Source organism: Rhodococcus sp. IEGM 1379 (assembly GCF_030056815.1).
Lineage (GTDB): Bacteria > Actinomycetota > Actinomycetes > Mycobacteriales > Mycobacteriaceae > Rhodococcus_F.
This window is the reverse complement of the sequence record NZ_JASHKR010000018.1, coordinates 67256-83720: the sequence shown is the minus strand read 5'-3', so window position 1 is coordinate 83720 and position 16465 is coordinate 67256. Positions and strand designations below refer to the sequence as shown.

Below are 16465 nucleotides of genomic sequence, written 5' to 3'. Positions count from 1 at the left end.
GAGAATCCAATCACAGTGTCCGTGAGAACACAGTGCTGGCTACTGCGTGGTAGTTGCCGAAGTGATGCAAAACTCAGAAGTGGTGTCAGCTCTTACTGATGACACCGCAGGCAACGCGTCCACCGGCGTCACCGGTGTCGAGTGTCTGCTGATCCGGCGCCGGCGCGTAACGCGTCGGGATGTTGCCGAAATTGTCCGGGTCTGCGTGGATCATGACGGACGTACCGCCGTTGGCCACCAGCTCATCGACTGTGAACGCATCGGTGGTCGTGACGAGGCTGGCCGTGCCGTCCTCGAGAACCTGCACCGACGTCAAGTCGCCGCTGGCCGGATGGCCGGTGTGGCCGGCTGCCTGGAAGTGTCCGCCGGCCGAGAGGAAGTTACCCGGCTCGCCACCACTGGGAGCAACCGAATTGGTCTCGCACTTGGCGATCTGGTGAACGTGGAAGCCGTGGAAGCCCGGGGTCAGACCCTTGGCATCCAGCGAAACCTTGACGTCGCTACCGTCCTGAGTGAACGTGACCGTCCCGACCTTGGAACCGTCGGTTCCGCTCAGGCTGGCGGTGACCGTTTCCACGGAAGTGCCGGCGTGGGCGGTCGACGTCGGAGTACCGTGACCGGCGCTCTCGTGCGCACTGGGATCAGCGGCACCCGTCCACACAGGAGGAGTCGTGCCGGGGACGCTGCTGGGCTCTTCGTTGTTGCTGCAGGCAGTCAAGCCGAAAGCGGCGAGTGCGACTACGGGGGCAACGACGCGCCAAGACATACGCCGGGTGCTGCTGGGGGCCATCGAACCGCTCCTTTGAGGTGGCGAGGAAGTGCATCTGACTATAACGGCGTGAGTAGTACACGAATCCGATGGGTCACGCAGCGACGCTTGTGTCGCCGGCGGCGCCTTCCGACGAGTCAGTTTGTCGTCACGATGACGATCACGCCGGGGGACGCATTGGCGATACCCGCGAATCGCGGCTCAGCCGTGACACCGAGCTCAGCGGCGATCTGCTGCGCAGCTGCCTTCTCCGTTGCGGAAGTCCCGTAGAACACCGTGGTAGTGCTCACCGTGCCTTCGCTGTAGTTACCCGTCTCCTCGACGTTCCAACCAGCGGCAGTCAGCTCTTCGGCAGTCCCGGCGGCCAGACCGGACACGGTGCTGTTGTTGAGTACCCGAACATTCACGGTCGACGGATCGATGCTCGTCGATGCGCTTGCCGACGTACTTGTCGCGGTAGCGGACGGGCGTGTCGTGGTGGTTTTCTCGGAATCCGTGTCGGTCGCTGCGGCCGGAGCCTTGGTCACGGGGGAAGCTGTGGTCGTCGCCGCGGCGGGAGTTGACGTCGCGGTCTGCTCGGTCGCGGTGGTCTCGTCGGAATCAGATCCGCCGAGCGAAGCAGCACCGAGCCCGACGAACACGATCGCCAGAGCGATCAGCACCATGGCAATAGCGCGTAGTGGTGGTCCGGACGGCTGCTCTTTCGGGGTACTCACGATGTCGACCTTATCGCCAGTGTGCGGCGGCGCGGCTCACCGACAAGTTTTACGGCCAGGTTTTGCCGCATGCGACGAGGCAAAAGTCTTCAGGTGACGTCGAAACCGAGACGACGAGCCGCCCGGGCCTTCTGACGGCTGGCCCTGAGCCTGCGCAGGCGCTTGACCAGCATCGGATCGGCCGCCAATGATTCGGGGCGATCAACGAGCGCGTTCAGGACCTGGTAATACCGAGTTGCCGACATGTCGAACAACTCCTTGATGGCCTCTTCCTTTGCGCCGGCGTACTTCCACCATTGGCGCTCGAAGGAGAGAATATCGTGTTCCCGGCGGGTCAGACCGTCGTCGCCGATCTCGTGAATCCCCGCTGCATTGTCAGCACTGTCGACTCCAGCGCCTTCGGACTGGTCCCGACTACGCGCAATTGCGCTGTCCATGTCACTCCTCGACTTCTGTCCTCGCTCGGTATTCCAACGCGTGGTGTTCAAACCCAGCGGCGAGACGACGAGTCCCCCCGATAACCGCTTTCCCCTGGGCCGCAAGGGCCCGTCGAGCAACGAATCACACCGTTGTTCTTCACCAACCATTGAACCATGACCTACAGGACGGGCCGCGAAAACCGCGAAGGCGCGCCGCACTATCCTTGTACCCATGGCTATCCTCCCCATCCGAATCGTCGGTGACCCTGTACTGCACGAGCCGACCAAACCTGTCACTCAATCCCCAGCGGAAATCGCTGAACTGATTGCGGACATGTACGAGACGATGGACACTGCCAACGGTGTCGGTCTGGCAGCGAATCAGGTCGGTGTTTCACTTCGCGTGTTCGTCTACGACTGCCCCGGTGATGATCGTACCGACACCCGCCGACGCGGAGTTGTTGTCAACCCGGTCCTCGAAACGTCGGAAATCCCGCAGACGATGCCGGATCCGGAGGACGACTTCGAAGGCTGCCTTTCCGTCCCCGGCGAGCAGTTCCCGACGGGCCGCGCCGACTGGGCCAAGGTCACCGGCACCGATGCCGACGGCAACCCCATCGAAATCGAAGGCACCGGCTTCTTTGCCCGCATGCTTCAGCACGAGGTAGGTCACCTCGACGGATTCCTCTACACCGACGTCCTGATCGGCCGAAATGCCCGCGCCGCCAAGAAGGCCATCAAGGCGTCCGGCTGGGGCAAGCCCGGTCAGACCTGGACTCCGGGCAGCGTCGACGACCCGTTCGGTCACGACGACGACGAGTACGAAGACTAGAGATTGACCATCTCGATCGGTAGCCGGGTGGTGCTGCGATACAAACTCCCACCCGGCTATTCGCATCCGATGACGGATGTGATCGGCGTCCTCGAATCCACGGACCCGATTACGGTGCGCCGCAGCGACGGGCGCGTCGTCACTGTTTCGTCCGATCAGGTGATTGCGCTCAAAGCGCTTGCTGCGCGACCCATTCGAATCGGCGACATCCGCAACCTCGAAGTCGCCGCAGCCGCCGGTTCGCGGGGCGTCGAGCAGGCACGGATCGACGGTTGGCTGCTGCGGGTGGGGCACTCCCCCGGTTCCACGGACTCGGCGATTCCTCTCGGCGAGCCCGGTAGCACCGCGTCGAGAACAGCCGAGACACTCGCCGGTATCCGCGCCTGGTTCGCCGATCGGGGACGTCCGACAACCCTGCTGCTACCCGACCGCCTCGGAACTGCTCCCCCCGCTTGGCTTTCCGGTGGCGAAGGCATCATGTTCGCCGCGGATCTCGACAATTTGCCGCCGACGCCGCAACAGTCCACAACCACCCTCGACGTGACGTCCGATCCGGTAGCCGCCGTCGCCCACGGGATGGTCGGAAGCGACGACACAATGGTTCTGGCAACGGGGCGAGCGTCGGTCACCGATGCGCCGGACAACCGTCGCTGGGTCGGACTGACTGACATCGACGTAACCGATCAGCACCGACGCCACGGAATCGGCGCTCTGATCTGCACGGATCTGATCGCGTGGGGACGCACACTCGGCGCGACACACGCGTATGTCGCTGTTCCGGAGAACAACGTCGCCGGCCTTGCGACGGCCCACGCCCTCGGCTTCGTCGAACATCATCGCTACCGGTACGCGAGCGCGCCTGTCGGTAGCTGACGCTAGGCTTGCCCGCGTGCGCATAGCTACCTGGAACGTCAACTCAGTCCGTGCCCGTACCGACCGGATCATCGATTGGCTCGAACGATCCGACGTCGATGTCCTGGCAATGCAGGAAACCAAGTGCAAGGACGCACAGTTTCCGTTCGAGCGTTTCCAGGAAATCGGTTACGAGGTCGCCCACGTCGGACTCAGTCAGTGGAACGGCGTGGCCATCGCGTCACGCGTCGGCCTCGAAGACGTGCAGATCGGCTTCGAAGACCAGCCGGGCTTCACCAAGGATCCCGAGGCGGAGCAGATACGCGAGGCTCGCGCTATCGGCGCGACGTGCGGCGGAGTCCGGGTGTGGAGCCTGTACGTCCCCAACGGACGTGAACTCGACGATCCGCACTACGAGTACAAGTTGAATTGGCTCGCGAAACTTCGTGACGACGCCGAAGGCTGGCTGAAGAAGAACCCGGACCAGCAGATCGCTCTCGTCGGCGACTGGAACGTCGCGCCCACCGACGAGGACATCTGGGATCCCGCCGTCTTCGAAGGCAAGACGCACACGTCGCCGGCCGAGCGCGCGGCGTTCGACGCATTCATCACGTCCGGTTTTGCCGACGTCGTCCGACCCCACACACCGGGTCCCGGCGTGTACACGTACTGGGACTACACGCAGCTCCGCTTCCCCAAGAAGCAGGGAATGCGTATCGATTTCATTCTCGGATCACCGGCCTTCGCTGCGCGAGTCGAGTCGGCTGAGATTGATCGAGAAGAGCGAAAAGGCAAGGGCGCCAGCGACCACGCTCCCGTGATCGTCACCCTCGGAGCTTAAGCAGTTCAGTCCTCGGCGAGCATGTCCAGATATTCGGGGTGCTCGCCAAGGTACCGCTGCACGTAAGTGCAGACGGGACGCACTGACCATTCACGCTCACGTGCGCAATCCATCGCGAACTGAACCAGTACCCCGGCCATGCCCTGACCGCCGTATTCTTCCTTGACGACGGTGTGCATGTACGCAACCACGTCACCAGCGGCGGCGCCGCAACCCATGATCTCGTCTTCGTCTCGGTAACCGAGGATGCCGACGAGTTCGTCGCCCACGAGCAGTTCGAACCGTTCGTGTGAATCGTTGTCGACCAGCGTGAAGGCGGACGCCTGCTCGGTGCTGTTGTTCTGCACGGTGTCGTTCATGGCGGGAACCTCCACTGCTGTACAAACGGTACTCAAACTGTGATCCATGCCACTAATAGAAACAGTTACTGACGACGCTGTCCTGGCTTCACTCAATCTTTGCACCGACAGAGACACGACCGCAATCGGACCGAGACCCGATCGGTAGGCTCAGCACTGTGAAACTGCTGCCTCTGACACCCCCCGGCCAGACTCCGATTCGTGTCCTCACCATTGCCGGAACCGATTCCGGCGGAGGCGCAGGAATTCAAGCCGACTCCCGGACCATGGCACTGTGCGGAGTTCACGCCTGCGTCGCCGTCGCGGCCGTCACCGTACAGAATTCGGTGGGCGTGAGCGGATTCCACGAGATCCCCCCGCACATCGTCGCCGACCAAGTTCGGACCGTCGTCTCCGACATCGGTATCGGCGCCGCCAAGACCGGCATGCTCGCATCCACGGCAATCATCGAAGCCGTCGCCGCCGTCGCCGCCGAGGTCGGAATCGGGCGAGATCGGGCCATCCCCCTGGTTGTCGACCCGGTCTGCGCGTCGATGCACGGCGATCCACTCCTCCACGAGGAAGCACTGGACGCCGTCCGCAACATCCTCATTCCGGCTGCAACGGTCGTGACACCGAACCTCGACGAAATCCGCTTGATCACGGGCATCGAAGTAATCGACGACGCGACAGCCCGCCGGGCAGCCGAAGCCCTCCATGCCTTGGGCGCCCAGTGGTCAATCGTCAAGGGTGGACATCTGCGTACCTCCGAAGCCAGTACCGACTTGCTGTTCGACGGAGATACTTTCCTCGAATTCAGCAGCGCCCGCATCAAGACCGGCAACGATCACGGCGGCGGCGATACCCTCGCGGCAGCCATCACTTGCGCACTGGCACACGGCTATTCGGTTCCCGATGCCGTTGCCTTCGGCAAGGAATGGGTCACCAAATGCCTCGAGGCGTCCTACGATCTCGGAGCCGGACACGGCCCCGTATCGCCGCTGTGGAGACTGCAAATCTAGTCGCGCCACACTCGCCAGATCCCCAGATCCTGGGGAACACCGTTGGGCGTCGTCGCAAAGAACCCACGGCGCCACGGTCGGATCGCAAGGTCCAGTTCGTCGAGAGTTCCCGGTTCGAGTTCTTCGAGGGTGGCGGCGGACATCATGACGTTGCCGTCACCTCCCAGACCCATCATCCGGGCGGCGATGGTCACGTCCACACCCAGCCAGTCGTCGCCCATCTGCCGCGGCGTGCCGGTGTGCAGGCCGACGCGCATCCGTGGCCGGTACCCGTCGAGGTTGACCTCGGCAAGTGCGTCCTGCGCTGCGAACACGGCAGCCAGAGCCGCATCGGGCCTGCTGAACACTGCCATCAGCCCGTCGCCCATTCGTTTGACAACCTGACCGCAGTTCTCGACGATGGGGGTTTCGACGGCCTTCGCAACGGTCCGCAGAAGGACGAGGGTCGCTTCGTCGCCCGCCTCGAGTGACCAGGTGGAGAATCCGACGAGGTCGGTGAAGACGATGGTCAATTCCTGATCGCCACGTCCGCGGCCCATCTTTTCGAGGGCGGCCTGCCAGACCTGCAGGGCGCCCAAGCTCACTTCCCTGGTCGCGGCCGGTTTGTGATCGAGGAATCGGTCTGCGACGCGGGCGACCGCGCGTGCACCGCCGGGGCCGGACAACGAGAGCGGATCACCGAAGCCCGGATCGCCCGGGAGTGCCCGCCGCAGCCGTCGTAATGCCTCGATGAGCTGCTGATGTCCGTTCAGATCCGATGCCGTGGCCAGCATCGTTCCGATCACCGAACTGACCCCGACGGGAGCGGTATCCACCACTTCGTCTGGGGCCTCACTCGGGTTCCGGTCACTCATTACTCGAGAGTAACCCAGAGTTACAGGCAGCACGTTGCAGCAGCATGAACATCACTCGACGCTATTTCGGACTGTTCTGCGCATACGTCGCCGTTCCGAACGCGACTGCTGCGGAGTTCACGGCAAGGGCGTCTCGATCGATATTGTCGAGAGTGTCGAGGGCGGTGTGATAGTTCGGGTCGAACATCGCCTCAGCCACCCCTCCCCATTGTTGTGCTTGCGCAACGGTTTTCCGTTCTTCTGCACCACTGAACACACCACCGGCCGGAATACCGGCGTCGATGAACGGACCGTAGTCGGACCGGCCGTCGAAATCAGTTCCCGCGGCTGCAATTCCTCGGCTGGAAAAGAATTCAGCGAAGGTGCGTTCGATACCGGCGCTGCCTTCCGGACCGGGACCTTCACCCACGTTGTCGGAGTTGTCACCGTCGTAGACCAGGTATCCGGGGTTGGGTGAGCCGATCATGTCGAAGTTCAGATACAACGCGATGGCTGCGCGTTCCTGATCACTGAGCCCCTCAACGTAGTCGGTCGATCCGACGAGTCCGAGTTCCTCGGCGCCCCAGAACGTAAACCGCACCGCGTTGGCAACATTCGGTGAACTACCCAGTTGCAGAGCAGTTTCCAAGACGGCCGCACTGCCACTTCCGTTGTCGTTGATTCCGGGCCCTTCCGGAACGCTGTCGAGGTGAGCACCGACCACCACGACGTTGTCGGCAGAACCGGTGGATGTTTGCGCAATGACATTGCGCGACTTGACTGTTGACATCATCGTGTCGAGAATCAGATTTACGGTGCCCGCGCTCGCAGCCAGTGCGTCGCCGGCAGATTTGCTGATGCCGGCAGTAGGAATTCGCGCAGTTTCCGGATCTCCCAGAGTCCCGCCGCCCAGCATGCCGTCCTCGTTGTTGACGATCAGCAAGGCAGCGGCACCGCGATCCGCGGCCATATTCTGCTTCTCTCCGAATTGGCAGACGCCGCGAGCAACAAGCACGATAGCGCCGGCGACATCAAGTCCGTCGTAGTCGGAGGATTCACAACCCGGAGTCTCGTCGGCCGGAATGCTCACTACCCGCGAGGCAATGCCGGTTGGTCCGGTCGAGGCGGAATACGTCAGCGCTCGGACATCGATACTGCCCCCACCGGGAAGGGTCAGTGACTCCAACCCGGGATCGAACGAGGTGTATTCGAACTCCGGGGTCTTCACCTCGAAGCCCTTGCCCTCGAGCAGGTTGACCACATAATCGACACTGGCGTCGTAGCCGGATGTGCCGGCGGCCCGGTTGCCGTTGTTGGTGGCCGCGATCTTCTCGAGTTGTTCGAGGTGCCCGGTCACGGCGTCGACGGTGACGGCTTCCGAGAACGCCGCTGGGTCGATCGGTGGAGTCTGCGCGCCGCCGGACGAGCATCCGCTGAGCATCAAAATCCCGGTCAGACCGATGGTCAACGCGGCGCGGTATCTCATGTTCGGAGAGTAGCCGGGAGGAAGCAAACGGAAACAAGTTCGAGCCCGGTGCAAGAAATTCGCACCGGGCTCGAACGTGTTTTTCAGACTCAGGCGTCGCGCTTGTTCACAAGGACAACGCTGATACCGAAGACCACCAAAGTGAAAGCCGCGAAGTAGAACAGGCTCCCCCACGGTCCCCAATGGAAGTCGATACTCGACGATCCCGAGCTCATGAAATGGTTCGCATTCACGAACGGCAGGAACGGGGTGACCTTTTCGCCGAAGCTTCCGAACAGGTTGAACAGGCTCTCGATGAGCAGCGGCCACAGCAGGAGCAACGCGATCGCGCCGGCCGACTGGCGAATGATCGCGCCGACGGCAACGGCCAGAACCACACTGAAGAACGAGATGATCGCGAGGCCGTAGATGGCACGCCAATCGTCATCACTCGACAGGGTCAATGCGACGCTGGCGTCCGATCCGGCGAAGACCTTGGCGATCGCGTACGCGCCGAACGACAGGACGAATGTCAAGACAGCCCCGAAGGCACCGATCAGGCCGGCCTTCGCGATGAGAACAGAAGCCCGGTTCGGAACTGCCTGGAACGTGGTGCGGATGGTCCCGAAACGATACTCACTGGTGATCGCGAGGGCGGCCATGATCATCAGGACCATCATGCCGAAGCCAGAAATACCGGCGGTTGCAATGCTCATGTCGAGATCAGGTGTACCGCTGGAACCCATGTCAGTCGAGTTCAGAGCCGACTTTGCGACCGTACCCATGATGGCGGCGAATCCGAGTCCGAGGACGATGATGATGATCGTGCACCACAGCGGCGATTTGGTCGTGGTGATCTTGATTCGTTCAGCACTGAGAACAGCCATTACAGTGCACCTCCCATAACCTTCTGAGCGCCGTCGGCAACGGTCGCATGATATTGGACATCGTCACCGGTCAACTTCATGAACGCTTCCTCCAACGATCCCCGCTGAGCAGCCAACTCGTGCAGCACAATTCCCTGTGCACCGGCCAAGCTGCCCACGATTTCGGTGGTGGAATCGACAACGACCAACGCCGGAACAACACTCGAACCGTCTTCGCGCACAGTCAGTCCCTGCGACGTCAGCACGCTCCGCAACGCGTCGAGCTGAGGGCTACGCACCCGCACCGTCGACTCGGACGAGCGATCCACAAACTCAGCGACAGTCGAATCCGAGATCAATCGACCCCGGCCGATGACCACCAATTGTTCTGCGGTCAAAGCCATTTCCGACAGCAAGTGGCTCGACACCAGAACCGTACGTCCCTCGGCAGCGAGTCGCTGCATGAACTTACGAATCCAGACGATGCCCTCCGGATCGAGACCGTTGACCGGCTCGTCGAACAACAGCACCTTCGGGTCGCCCAACAACGCGCCGGCCAGGCCGAGACGCTGAGACATACCGAGCGAGAACCCGCCGGCCTTCTTGCCCGCTACCTCGGACAGTCCCACCAGGGCGAGAACCTCGTCGACGCGGGACTTCGGGATCCCGTTCGACGCAGCCATCCACTGCAAGTGCGCACGGGCACTGCGGTTGGGATGAACCCACTTCGCGTCGAGCAAAGCTCCGACGGTACGCAGCGGCGCCTTCAGATCGCGGTACTGCTTGCCCTCGATCAGCGCCTGCCCCGACGTCGGCTGATCCAATCCCAGGATCATCCGCATCGTGGTGGACTTGCCGGCGCCGTTGGGTCCGAGGAACCCCGTGACGATGCCGGGACGGACGGTGAACGTCAGGTCGTCCACCGCTTTTGTCGGACCGTAAACCTTGGTCAATCCCCTCAGTTCAATCATGAGGTGAACTATGCCCGATCCGATACCGTCTGCACATCGTCCGCAGGTCTAGTCCGCAGTGGTACCCAGGTACGACACCGACCCTGGGGACCACCCCGAGAAAACCCTCAGGAAGATGCCTGCGCCCAGAACCGTTTCGGGATACGCCCAGCGTGACGGGCCTCGAAACCGGCCACAACTGCGTGCCGCATCGCCGACGCCATCAGCGCGGGATTCTTGGCACGGGTGACGGCTGTTGCCAGCAATACGGCGTCGCAACCCAGTTCCATCGCGAGTGTGGCGTCGCTGGCCGTTCCGATGCCGGCGTCGAGAATGACGGGAACACCGGCGCCTTCGACGATCATCTCGATGTTGTGGGGATTTGCGATACCGAGCCCGGTACCGATGGGTGAGCCCAGGGGCATGACAGCTGCGCACCCGATGTCTTCGAGCCTACGAGCCAAAACCGGATCATCCGTGGTGTACGGCAGGACGATAAATTCGTCGTCCACCAATTGTTCTGCGGCAGAGACCAGTTCGATCGCGTCAGGGAGCAACGTCCGCTCGTCGGCGATGACTTCGAGTTTCACCCAGTTGGTCTCGAGCGCTTCACGCGCCAACTGCGCCGTCAGCACCGCTTCTGCCGCGCCGCGACATCCGGCAGTATTCGGTAGCGGTTCGATACCGAGCCTGCGCAAAAGATCCAGCACGCCGGTACCGCCGGCGGCGTCGACGCGTCGCATCGCAACGGTTGTCAGTTCGGTGCCGGAAGCAACCAAGGCTTCTTCGAGAACCGCAAGGTTGGCCGCACCACCCGTGCCGGTGATGAGCCGCGAGCCGAAGGTTCGGCCGGCAATTCTGAGAAGTTCCTGCTCAGCCACCCTGCACCGCCGTGAGGATCTCGATTTCCCAACCGCGCTCGACGGATTCGTCCCAGCGCCCACGCGGGAACAGCGCACCGTCGACGGCGACGGCAATTCCCTTGCTCGGCAACCCTCGATGCGTCAGAAGTTCGGTCACCGTGACGGCTCGATCGAACTCGAGATCTTCGCCGTTGACGGTGATCCCGATCGGGATCTGCTCACTCATGAAATTTCCTTACCGGTACCGAACCGTTGCGGTTCAGTTCCTTTTACCTCGACCAAAGATGTGCCGTTCAACAATGCAAGTGTTGCGTCTGCGGTGACCGGCGTCAGGAGTATTCCGTTGCGGCCGTGTCCAGTGGAAACGACAACACGCTCGGATACGCGTCCGATCAACGGCAGGTTGTCCGGCGTCATGGGACGCAACCCCGCAGCACATTCGTACAGTTCGTATTCACCGATCGCCGGCATCAGAGCCTCGGCGTCGTTGATCAGATCGCGCACGCCCGCCATCGTGACCCGCGTGTCGTCGCCGGATTCGTATTGTGTTGCGCCGACCACGATTCCGTCGCTGCGGGGTACCAGGTACGCGGGCCTCCCGTGGACACTTCCACGGATGGTCCGGCTGGGCGCCGGCGTCACTCCAGGCCTTGCGCGCAGGCGCAGAATTTCGCCTTTGACCGGCCGAACCGGCAGTCCGGGCCAGAGCTTGGGCGAGGAGATCCCCGCCGTCAGAACAATCTGATCTGTGTCGAGTTCCGCAAGATCATGCACTTCACGTTCGATCAGTTCGACGCCGGATTCGATACAGGCTGCCTGCAATGCCGTCAGCAATGCCCGGTTGTCGACGGCGGATTCACCGACGGCCATGAGTCCCGATCTGATTCCCCGGCCGAGCATCGGTTCGAGGTCGCGGACCTCGCTGCGGTTCAAGACCTGGAGTTCATGCCCTTGTGCGCTGACCCATTCGGCGATGGTGTTCAAGTCCTGGGCGTCGGCGCTGTCCAACGCAACAGTGAGTGAAGTGTCGCCGGTGAACACCGACGGTCCGAACTTCTCGAGCCTGGCTCCGAACTCCGGCCACCGCGCCAGCGACGCCGCCCCGATGGTCAGCGCCGTCTCTTCTCCCGGCCACCCTTCGGACAGCGGTGCCAGCATTCCACCAGCTACCCAGGAGGCGCCGGTTCCGACCGCTGGGTCGTACAGCTGCACTGCCCATCCGTCGCGCGCTGCGTGCCAGGCAATGGAAAGTCCGATGACTCCGCCGCCGACCACCGCGACCGAGCGTGTCTGCGTGCTCATGTAAAACTCCACCTCCGCTTCCTGCGCCGGCATGATCCGGGTCAGGTCTGACGGTCGGGATCTACCGCGATCCCCTCTCAACCCCACGAACTTCGCCCTTCGCACCAAATGCGACAGCGCAGTTTCGGGACTCCCGTGTCGAACCTTGCTCTCTAGAGGCTACCGTTTGCTCCGTGCACCCCACACATCCCAGTAACGTCACCGACCGGCGCGAACGCCTGGCAGCAGCACGGCTGTACCTGTGCACCGATGCGCGTCGCGACAAAGGCGACCTCGCGCAGTTCGCAGAGGCCGCATTGTCGGGTGGCGTCGACATCATCCAACTTCGGGACAAAGGTTCCGTGGGTGAGCGCGAATTCGGTCCGCTCGAAGCCAAGGACGAGCTCGTAGCACTGGGGATTCTTGCTGCTGCCGCCCAGCGTCACGGCGCACTCCTGGCCGTCAACGACCGTGCCGACCTGGCTTTGGCCTCCGGCGCCGACGTCCTGCACCTCGGCCAGAACGATATCCCCGTCCCCTATGCGCGCACTGTGGTCGGCGACGACGTGATCATCGGCCGCTCCACCAGCTCGCGTGCGCAAGCCAGCTTGGCCGCGATCGAAGAGGGCGTCGACTACTTCTGTACGGGTCCGGTGTGGGCGACACCGACCAAGCCGAATCGCAGCGCGGCCGGGTTGGACCTGGTTCGATCCACTGCCGACGCGAACCCGTCACGTCCTTGGTTCGCGATCGGCGGCATCGACGAAGAGCGAGTCGCCGAGGTTCTGGCTGCGGGAGCGAGAAAGATCGTCGTTGTTCGGGCAATCACGGATGCGGCTGATCCACAGGCTGCTGCGCGTCGACTCTCCGACATGATGTCGATCTAGTTATCTTTCAGCTCTAGTCCAATTACCATCTGTTCATCTTGTAGACAAATACAAAGAAACCACCGTTCATTTGTCCGATTCAAGGTCCAAATAGTCCGAATAGGTGACTTTGATCACAGAATTGTCAATCGGGTTACGGTCGGATAACATCCTGATGTAGCTTATTCCTAGCTAACCATCTACCAAGGAGTTTCAATGGGATCCGAATCCTTCACCGGCTCGCTCGGCTCTGTCGACCCCACCGACATCAAGACCCTCAATGACCTCTTCAAGCTCGGCGTCACCGCGATTTCCTTCATCACGGCGGCCAGCGCGCTCAGCTGAGCATCATTTTGGCTCCCCAGCCAAAACTGTGACAGGAAAGGGTCGGACTCCACGAGTCCGACCCTTCTTGTCTGTGTCGGGCAATAACGCCGGCCAAGAACTCCTAAGCCGGTGACACCCTCTGCTCGTCACCAGTGCCCCAGCCGAACCCGCCACCAGACAAAACGACGGTGCAACCAGCGCCTTCACCCGTTCCCAGCGAAACGGCCGTAGTGCGTAGCGTCGGCCAGGCCGCCTGGAAGCCCGGATGCAGCGGCAGCAAATCGACGTCTTCCTCTCGCACCCAACGCAACTCGGTGCTCTCACCGTTCGCAACCGTGTCCAGCGGACGTTCGACGTCGGCGACCACCGTCGTATAGGTCCAGCCGCTCTCGGCGCGCATAGTCACGACCTCGCCGCGCACCCGAACCGCAGCCTCGTCGATTCCGGCTTCTTCATGGGCCTCACGAACAGCAGCATGGGTAGTGCTCTCGTGTGAATCGCGTGCCCCACCGGGCAACGCCCAGGTTCCGCCCTGATGACTCCACGCCGCGCGGTGCTGAAGCAGCACCATCGGCGTTCCGTCCACATCTGGGGCACGCAACAACAATCCGGCGGCGCCGTGACGCCCCCAATGCCGAGTACCGTCCGCTCCGATCGACCAACCGTCACCGTCACCGTGCATCGACTGCCCTCGCCCTACCTACTCGGATAACTCTGCCTTCGACCCACACTAACCGGTTCAATCAACCGCAGGTGTGGACCATACTTATATGCTCGCGAAGACGCCGAAATTCGCCGGTCTTTCACCAGTGAGTGCAAGCCGAACCAGGCAGTACGCAAAGGCTGACCCCGGCCCGTACGCAGAGATCGAGAGGTGTTCGATGGTCAACCGAGTGACCCCGTCCCTCGAGCCTCGAACCACCGGCCCGGCCCCCGACATCGACGCGTCTGATCCCCGCACTTCACGACCGGTGTTGCGACACGAACTTCGCGCGTTCATGGCGTCGACGCCCGGACGCCTCACATCACTGGGTGTGGTCCTGATCCTCCTCACAATGGCCGCGGGATTGCTGGCCGCCACCACCGTCGGGAACCGCCAAACGCATCTCGGCAACGTGCTGGAAGAAACCGAACCCCTCGCCAACTCGGCGCAAAACCTGTACAGCGCACTCTCGCTGGCCGACGCCGCAGCTTCTACCGCCTTCATCTGGGGAGGACTCGAGCCGTCGGCGGTTCGCGACCGGTACACCCAGTCGATCGGTGAAGCGTCAGCTGAGATCGTGACCGCATCGGCCGGACTCGACAGTGCTGACGAGGTCGGCCACAACACCCTCACCACCATCTCGGCTGATCTGAGCGTCTACACCGGGTTGGTGGAAACAGCCCGCGCCAACAATCGGGTGGGCAATCCGGTGGGGGCCGCTTATCTCAGCGAAGCGTCACATCTGATGCAGACGTCGTTGCTTCCGATGGCTCAGCAACTGCACTCGGCCCAGGAATCGCAGGTAACCGGGGTCCAGAACGACTTTGCGCGGCCACCATGGTGGCCGGTTGCAGCATTTGCGCTCGCACTGTCCGCGTTGATCGCCACGCAGATTCGGCTTGCGCAACACAGCCGACGACGGTTCAACCTCGGGTTGATCCTTGCCACGCTGTCCGTGGCTGCAGCCCTGATCTGGATCCTGACCGTCGGACTCATTTCGGCGTCGACCACAGCGCGGGCACTCGATGCCGGTGCCGGCCCGTTGCACGAATTGACCGAGGCGCGCATTATGGCGCAACAGGCTCGGACCGTCGAAACGCTGAGTCTGGCTCGGCGCGATTCCACCGAAGCTGACAACACCGTATTCATCGAGAAGGTGAACAACGTCGACACCATCCTTCGCAACTTACAGAGTGACCAACGCTCCGAAGTCGACGCCGACGTACTTGCCACGGCACTCGATGCGCGCGATCAGTGGGTGTCAGCGCATCAGCGGATGACCGACAGTCTCGGGGTCGGCAACTTCATCGGAGCCGCGAATATCGCGGTCGGTGACGGAAAACAGGATTCGACTGCCGCCTACGGAGTACTCGACAACGCCCTCTGGCAGGCAATTCTCAATGCGCGAGAGAATCTCCGTGCCGATATCTCCCATGCATCACGCGTGCTGTCCGCCTCGGCGCCGGGCGTATCTGCACTCGCTGTGGTTGCCATCGCCGGCATCTGTATCGGTTTCTGGCCCAGATTGCGGGAGTACCAGTGAACCGCCGTCGCCTCTTCGTAGCGTTGTGCGCCGCGGCCACACTGCTCACCGGGTGCGGCGTCGACCGCGCCCCGGACATCAACGCGCAGCCATTCACCGCCTACACGGAGCCTCCGCTGCCGGCCGAAGTGACTATCGCGCCCAGTCCCACGCCGACAGCCCCGGCCGATTGTGGCGACCCGACGGCCAGCCTTCATCCGGTACCCGCACAAGCCGATCCACGTCCGCCGACACCGAGTGTGGACAAGATCCGGGAACGCGGTCGCCTGATCGTCGGACTCGATACCGGCAGCAATCTCATGAGCTTCCGAGATCCCGCGACGGGACGAATCGAAGGTTTCGACGTCGACATCGCCCGTGAAGTTGCCCGCGACATCTTCGGCGACCCCGACAAGATCGAGTACCGGATCCTGGCGGCCGACGAGCGGATTACGGCATTGCAGGAGTCCGCCGTGGACATCGTCGTCAAAACTTTGACCATCAACTGCGAGCGCCGCGAGAAAATCGAGTTCTCGACCAAGTATTTCGAAGCACTCCAGCGGATACAGGTTCTGAAGGGTTCGCCGATTCACAGCCTCGACGACCTTGCCGGTAAACGAGTGTGTGCCGCACGCGGAACCACCTCGCTGATGCGTCTGCAACAAGTGCAGCCAGCCGCAACGGTCGTCACCGTCCCGATGTGGTCGGACTGCCTCGTAGTCCTGCAACAAGGTCAGGTGGACGCAATCAGCACTGACGACACGATCCTTGCCGGGCTCGCCACTCAGGATCCATATCTCGATATCGTGGGAAATCCACTAGGCAGCGAACCGTACGGAATCGGTATCAACCTCGCCAACACCGATCTGGTGCGTTTCGTGAACGGGACCCTGGATCGCATTCGCGCCGACGGTACGTGGAACGCCCTTTACGATCACTGGCTTTCCACTCTCGGACCGACGCCCGGTCCCCCACCCGCCGTGTATCGGGATTGAGGCAA

20 protein-coding genes are annotated in these 16465 nt (G+C 62.4%); 8 read left to right on the top strand and 12 right to left on the bottom strand.

Annotated elements, in window-relative coordinates; all coding sequences use genetic code 11:
- Window positions 1-85: 85 nt before the first annotated feature.
- From sodC to napA, 3 genes are all read right to left on the bottom strand, one after another.
- Window positions 86-790: a superoxide dismutase[Cu-Zn] gene (sodC, locus tag QM600_RS13145; RefSeq protein ID WP_283261892.1), complete on the bottom strand. Its 705-nt coding sequence runs from the start codon at window positions 788-790 to the stop codon at window positions 86-88.
- A gap of 116 nt (window positions 791-906) precedes the next feature.
- Window positions 907-1485, bottom strand: a complete 579-nt coding sequence (locus QM600_RS13140) for a LytR C-terminal domain-containing protein (protein WP_283261891.1) — start codon at window positions 1483-1485, stop codon at window positions 907-909.
- Between the two features lie 89 nt (window positions 1486-1574).
- Complete coding sequence (napA, locus tag QM600_RS13135) at window positions 1575-1922, bottom strand: nucleoid-associated protein NapA (protein WP_283261890.1); 348 nt, start codon at window positions 1920-1922, stop codon at window positions 1575-1577.
- 214 nt (window positions 1923-2136) lie between these two features.
- On the opposite strand from napA, the gene QM600_RS13130 reads away from it, so the two are divergent.
- Genes QM600_RS13130 through QM600_RS13120 form a run of 3 tightly spaced genes read left to right on the top strand, consistent with a single transcriptional unit; the run spans window position 2137 to window position 4429 of the window.
- Window positions 2137-2736 (top strand): peptide deformylase, encoded by a 600-nt coding sequence (locus QM600_RS13130; RefSeq protein ID WP_283261889.1) that lies wholly within the window; start codon window positions 2137-2139, stop codon window positions 2734-2736.
- 3 nt (window positions 2737-2739) lie between these two features.
- On the top strand, window positions 2740-3609 hold the full coding sequence (locus QM600_RS13125) for a GNAT family N-acetyltransferase (RefSeq protein ID WP_283261888.1): 870 nt from the start codon (window positions 2740-2742) through the stop codon (window positions 3607-3609).
- A 16-nt stretch (window positions 3610-3625) separates the two neighbouring features.
- On the top strand, window positions 3626-4429 hold the full coding sequence (locus QM600_RS13120) for an exodeoxyribonuclease III (protein WP_283261887.1): 804 nt from the start codon (window positions 3626-3628) through the stop codon (window positions 4427-4429).
- A 5-nt stretch (window positions 4430-4434) separates the two neighbouring features.
- Here the strand turns inward: QM600_RS13120 and QM600_RS13115 are convergent, their stop codons facing one another.
- Entirely contained in the window at window positions 4435-4788 is a 354-nt protein-coding gene (locus tag QM600_RS13115; protein WP_283261886.1) for a GNAT family N-acetyltransferase, read from the bottom strand.
- A gap of 158 nt (window positions 4789-4946) precedes the next feature.
- Here QM600_RS13115 and thiD point away from each other — a divergent pair, with 158 nt between their 5' ends.
- Entirely contained in the window at window positions 4947-5789 is an 843-nt protein-coding gene (gene thiD / locus QM600_RS13110) for a bifunctional hydroxymethylpyrimidine kinase/phosphomethylpyrimidine kinase (protein WP_283261885.1), read from the top strand.
- Here the strand turns inward: thiD and QM600_RS13105 are convergent.
- The 7 genes from QM600_RS13105 to thiO all read right to left on the bottom strand — a co-directional run bounded on the left by QM600_RS13105 (window position 5786) and on the right by thiO (window position 12068).
- The gene (locus tag QM600_RS13105) at window positions 5786-6643 is read right to left on the bottom strand and encodes an adenylate/guanylate cyclase domain-containing protein (protein ID WP_502942960.1); all 858 of its coding nucleotides are present in this window, start codon (window positions 6641-6643) and stop codon (window positions 5786-5788) included. The two genes, thiD and QM600_RS13105, sit on opposite strands and share 4 nt — an antisense overlap.
- A 61-nt stretch (window positions 6644-6704) precedes the next feature.
- Window positions 6705-8108, bottom strand: coding sequence for a M28 family metallopeptidase (locus QM600_RS13100; RefSeq protein WP_283261884.1), 1404 nt, complete (start codon window positions 8106-8108; stop codon window positions 6705-6707).
- An 89-nt stretch (window positions 8109-8197) separates the two neighbouring features.
- Complete coding sequence (locus tag QM600_RS13095) at window positions 8198-8974, bottom strand: ABC transporter permease (protein WP_283261883.1); 777 nt, start codon at window positions 8972-8974, stop codon at window positions 8198-8200.
- Window positions 8974-9924 carry an ABC transporter ATP-binding protein gene (locus QM600_RS13090; RefSeq protein WP_283261882.1) on the bottom strand — a complete coding sequence of 317 codons (951 nt, stop codon included), beginning with the start codon at window positions 9922-9924 and terminating at the stop codon, window positions 8974-8976. The genes QM600_RS13095 and QM600_RS13090 overlap by 1 nt, the downstream gene beginning before the upstream one ends.
- Before the next feature lie 107 nt (window positions 9925-10031).
- Window positions 10032-10784, bottom strand: a complete 753-nt coding sequence (locus QM600_RS13085; protein WP_283261881.1) for a thiazole synthase — start codon at window positions 10782-10784, stop codon at window positions 10032-10034.
- Window positions 10777-10992 (bottom strand): sulfur carrier protein ThiS, encoded by a 216-nt coding sequence (gene thiS / locus QM600_RS13080; protein ID WP_283261880.1) that lies wholly within the window; start codon window positions 10990-10992, stop codon window positions 10777-10779. Before thiS ends, QM600_RS13085 begins: the two co-directional genes overlap by 8 nt.
- Window positions 10989-12068, bottom strand: coding sequence for a glycine oxidase ThiO (thiO, locus tag QM600_RS13075; protein WP_283261879.1), 1080 nt, complete (start codon window positions 12066-12068; stop codon window positions 10989-10991). The genes thiS and thiO overlap by 4 nt, the downstream gene beginning before the upstream one ends.
- A 173-nt stretch (window positions 12069-12241) precedes the next feature.
- Here thiO and thiE point away from each other — a divergent pair, with 173 nt between their 5' ends.
- Both thiE and QM600_RS13065 read left to right on the top strand, forming a co-directional pair.
- A complete protein-coding gene (gene thiE / locus QM600_RS13070; RefSeq protein ID WP_283261878.1) occupies window positions 12242-12934 on the top strand; it encodes a thiamine phosphate synthase in 693 nt (230 codons plus the stop codon).
- A 195-nt stretch (window positions 12935-13129) separates the two neighbouring features.
- Entirely contained in the window at window positions 13130-13258 is a 129-nt protein-coding gene (locus QM600_RS13065) for a hypothetical protein (RefSeq protein WP_283261877.1), read from the top strand.
- A gap of 103 nt (window positions 13259-13361) precedes the next feature.
- Here the strand turns inward: QM600_RS13065 and QM600_RS13060 are convergent, their stop codons facing one another.
- Complete coding sequence (locus QM600_RS13060; RefSeq protein WP_283261876.1) at window positions 13362-13922, bottom strand: NUDIX hydrolase; 561 nt, start codon at window positions 13920-13922, stop codon at window positions 13362-13364.
- A gap of 211 nt (window positions 13923-14133) precedes the next feature.
- On the opposite strand from QM600_RS13060, the gene QM600_RS13055 reads away from it, so the two are divergent.
- Window positions 14134-15486 (top strand): GlnX family signal transduction membrane protein, encoded by a 1353-nt coding sequence (locus tag QM600_RS13055; protein ID WP_283261875.1) that lies wholly within the window; start codon window positions 14134-14136, stop codon window positions 15484-15486.
- Window positions 15483-16460: a glutamate ABC transporter substrate-binding protein gene (locus QM600_RS13050; RefSeq protein ID WP_283261874.1), complete on the top strand. Its 978-nt coding sequence runs from the start codon at window positions 15483-15485 to the stop codon at window positions 16458-16460. The genes QM600_RS13055 and QM600_RS13050 overlap by 4 nt, the downstream gene beginning before the upstream one ends.
- Window positions 16461-16465 lie beyond the last annotated feature (5 nt).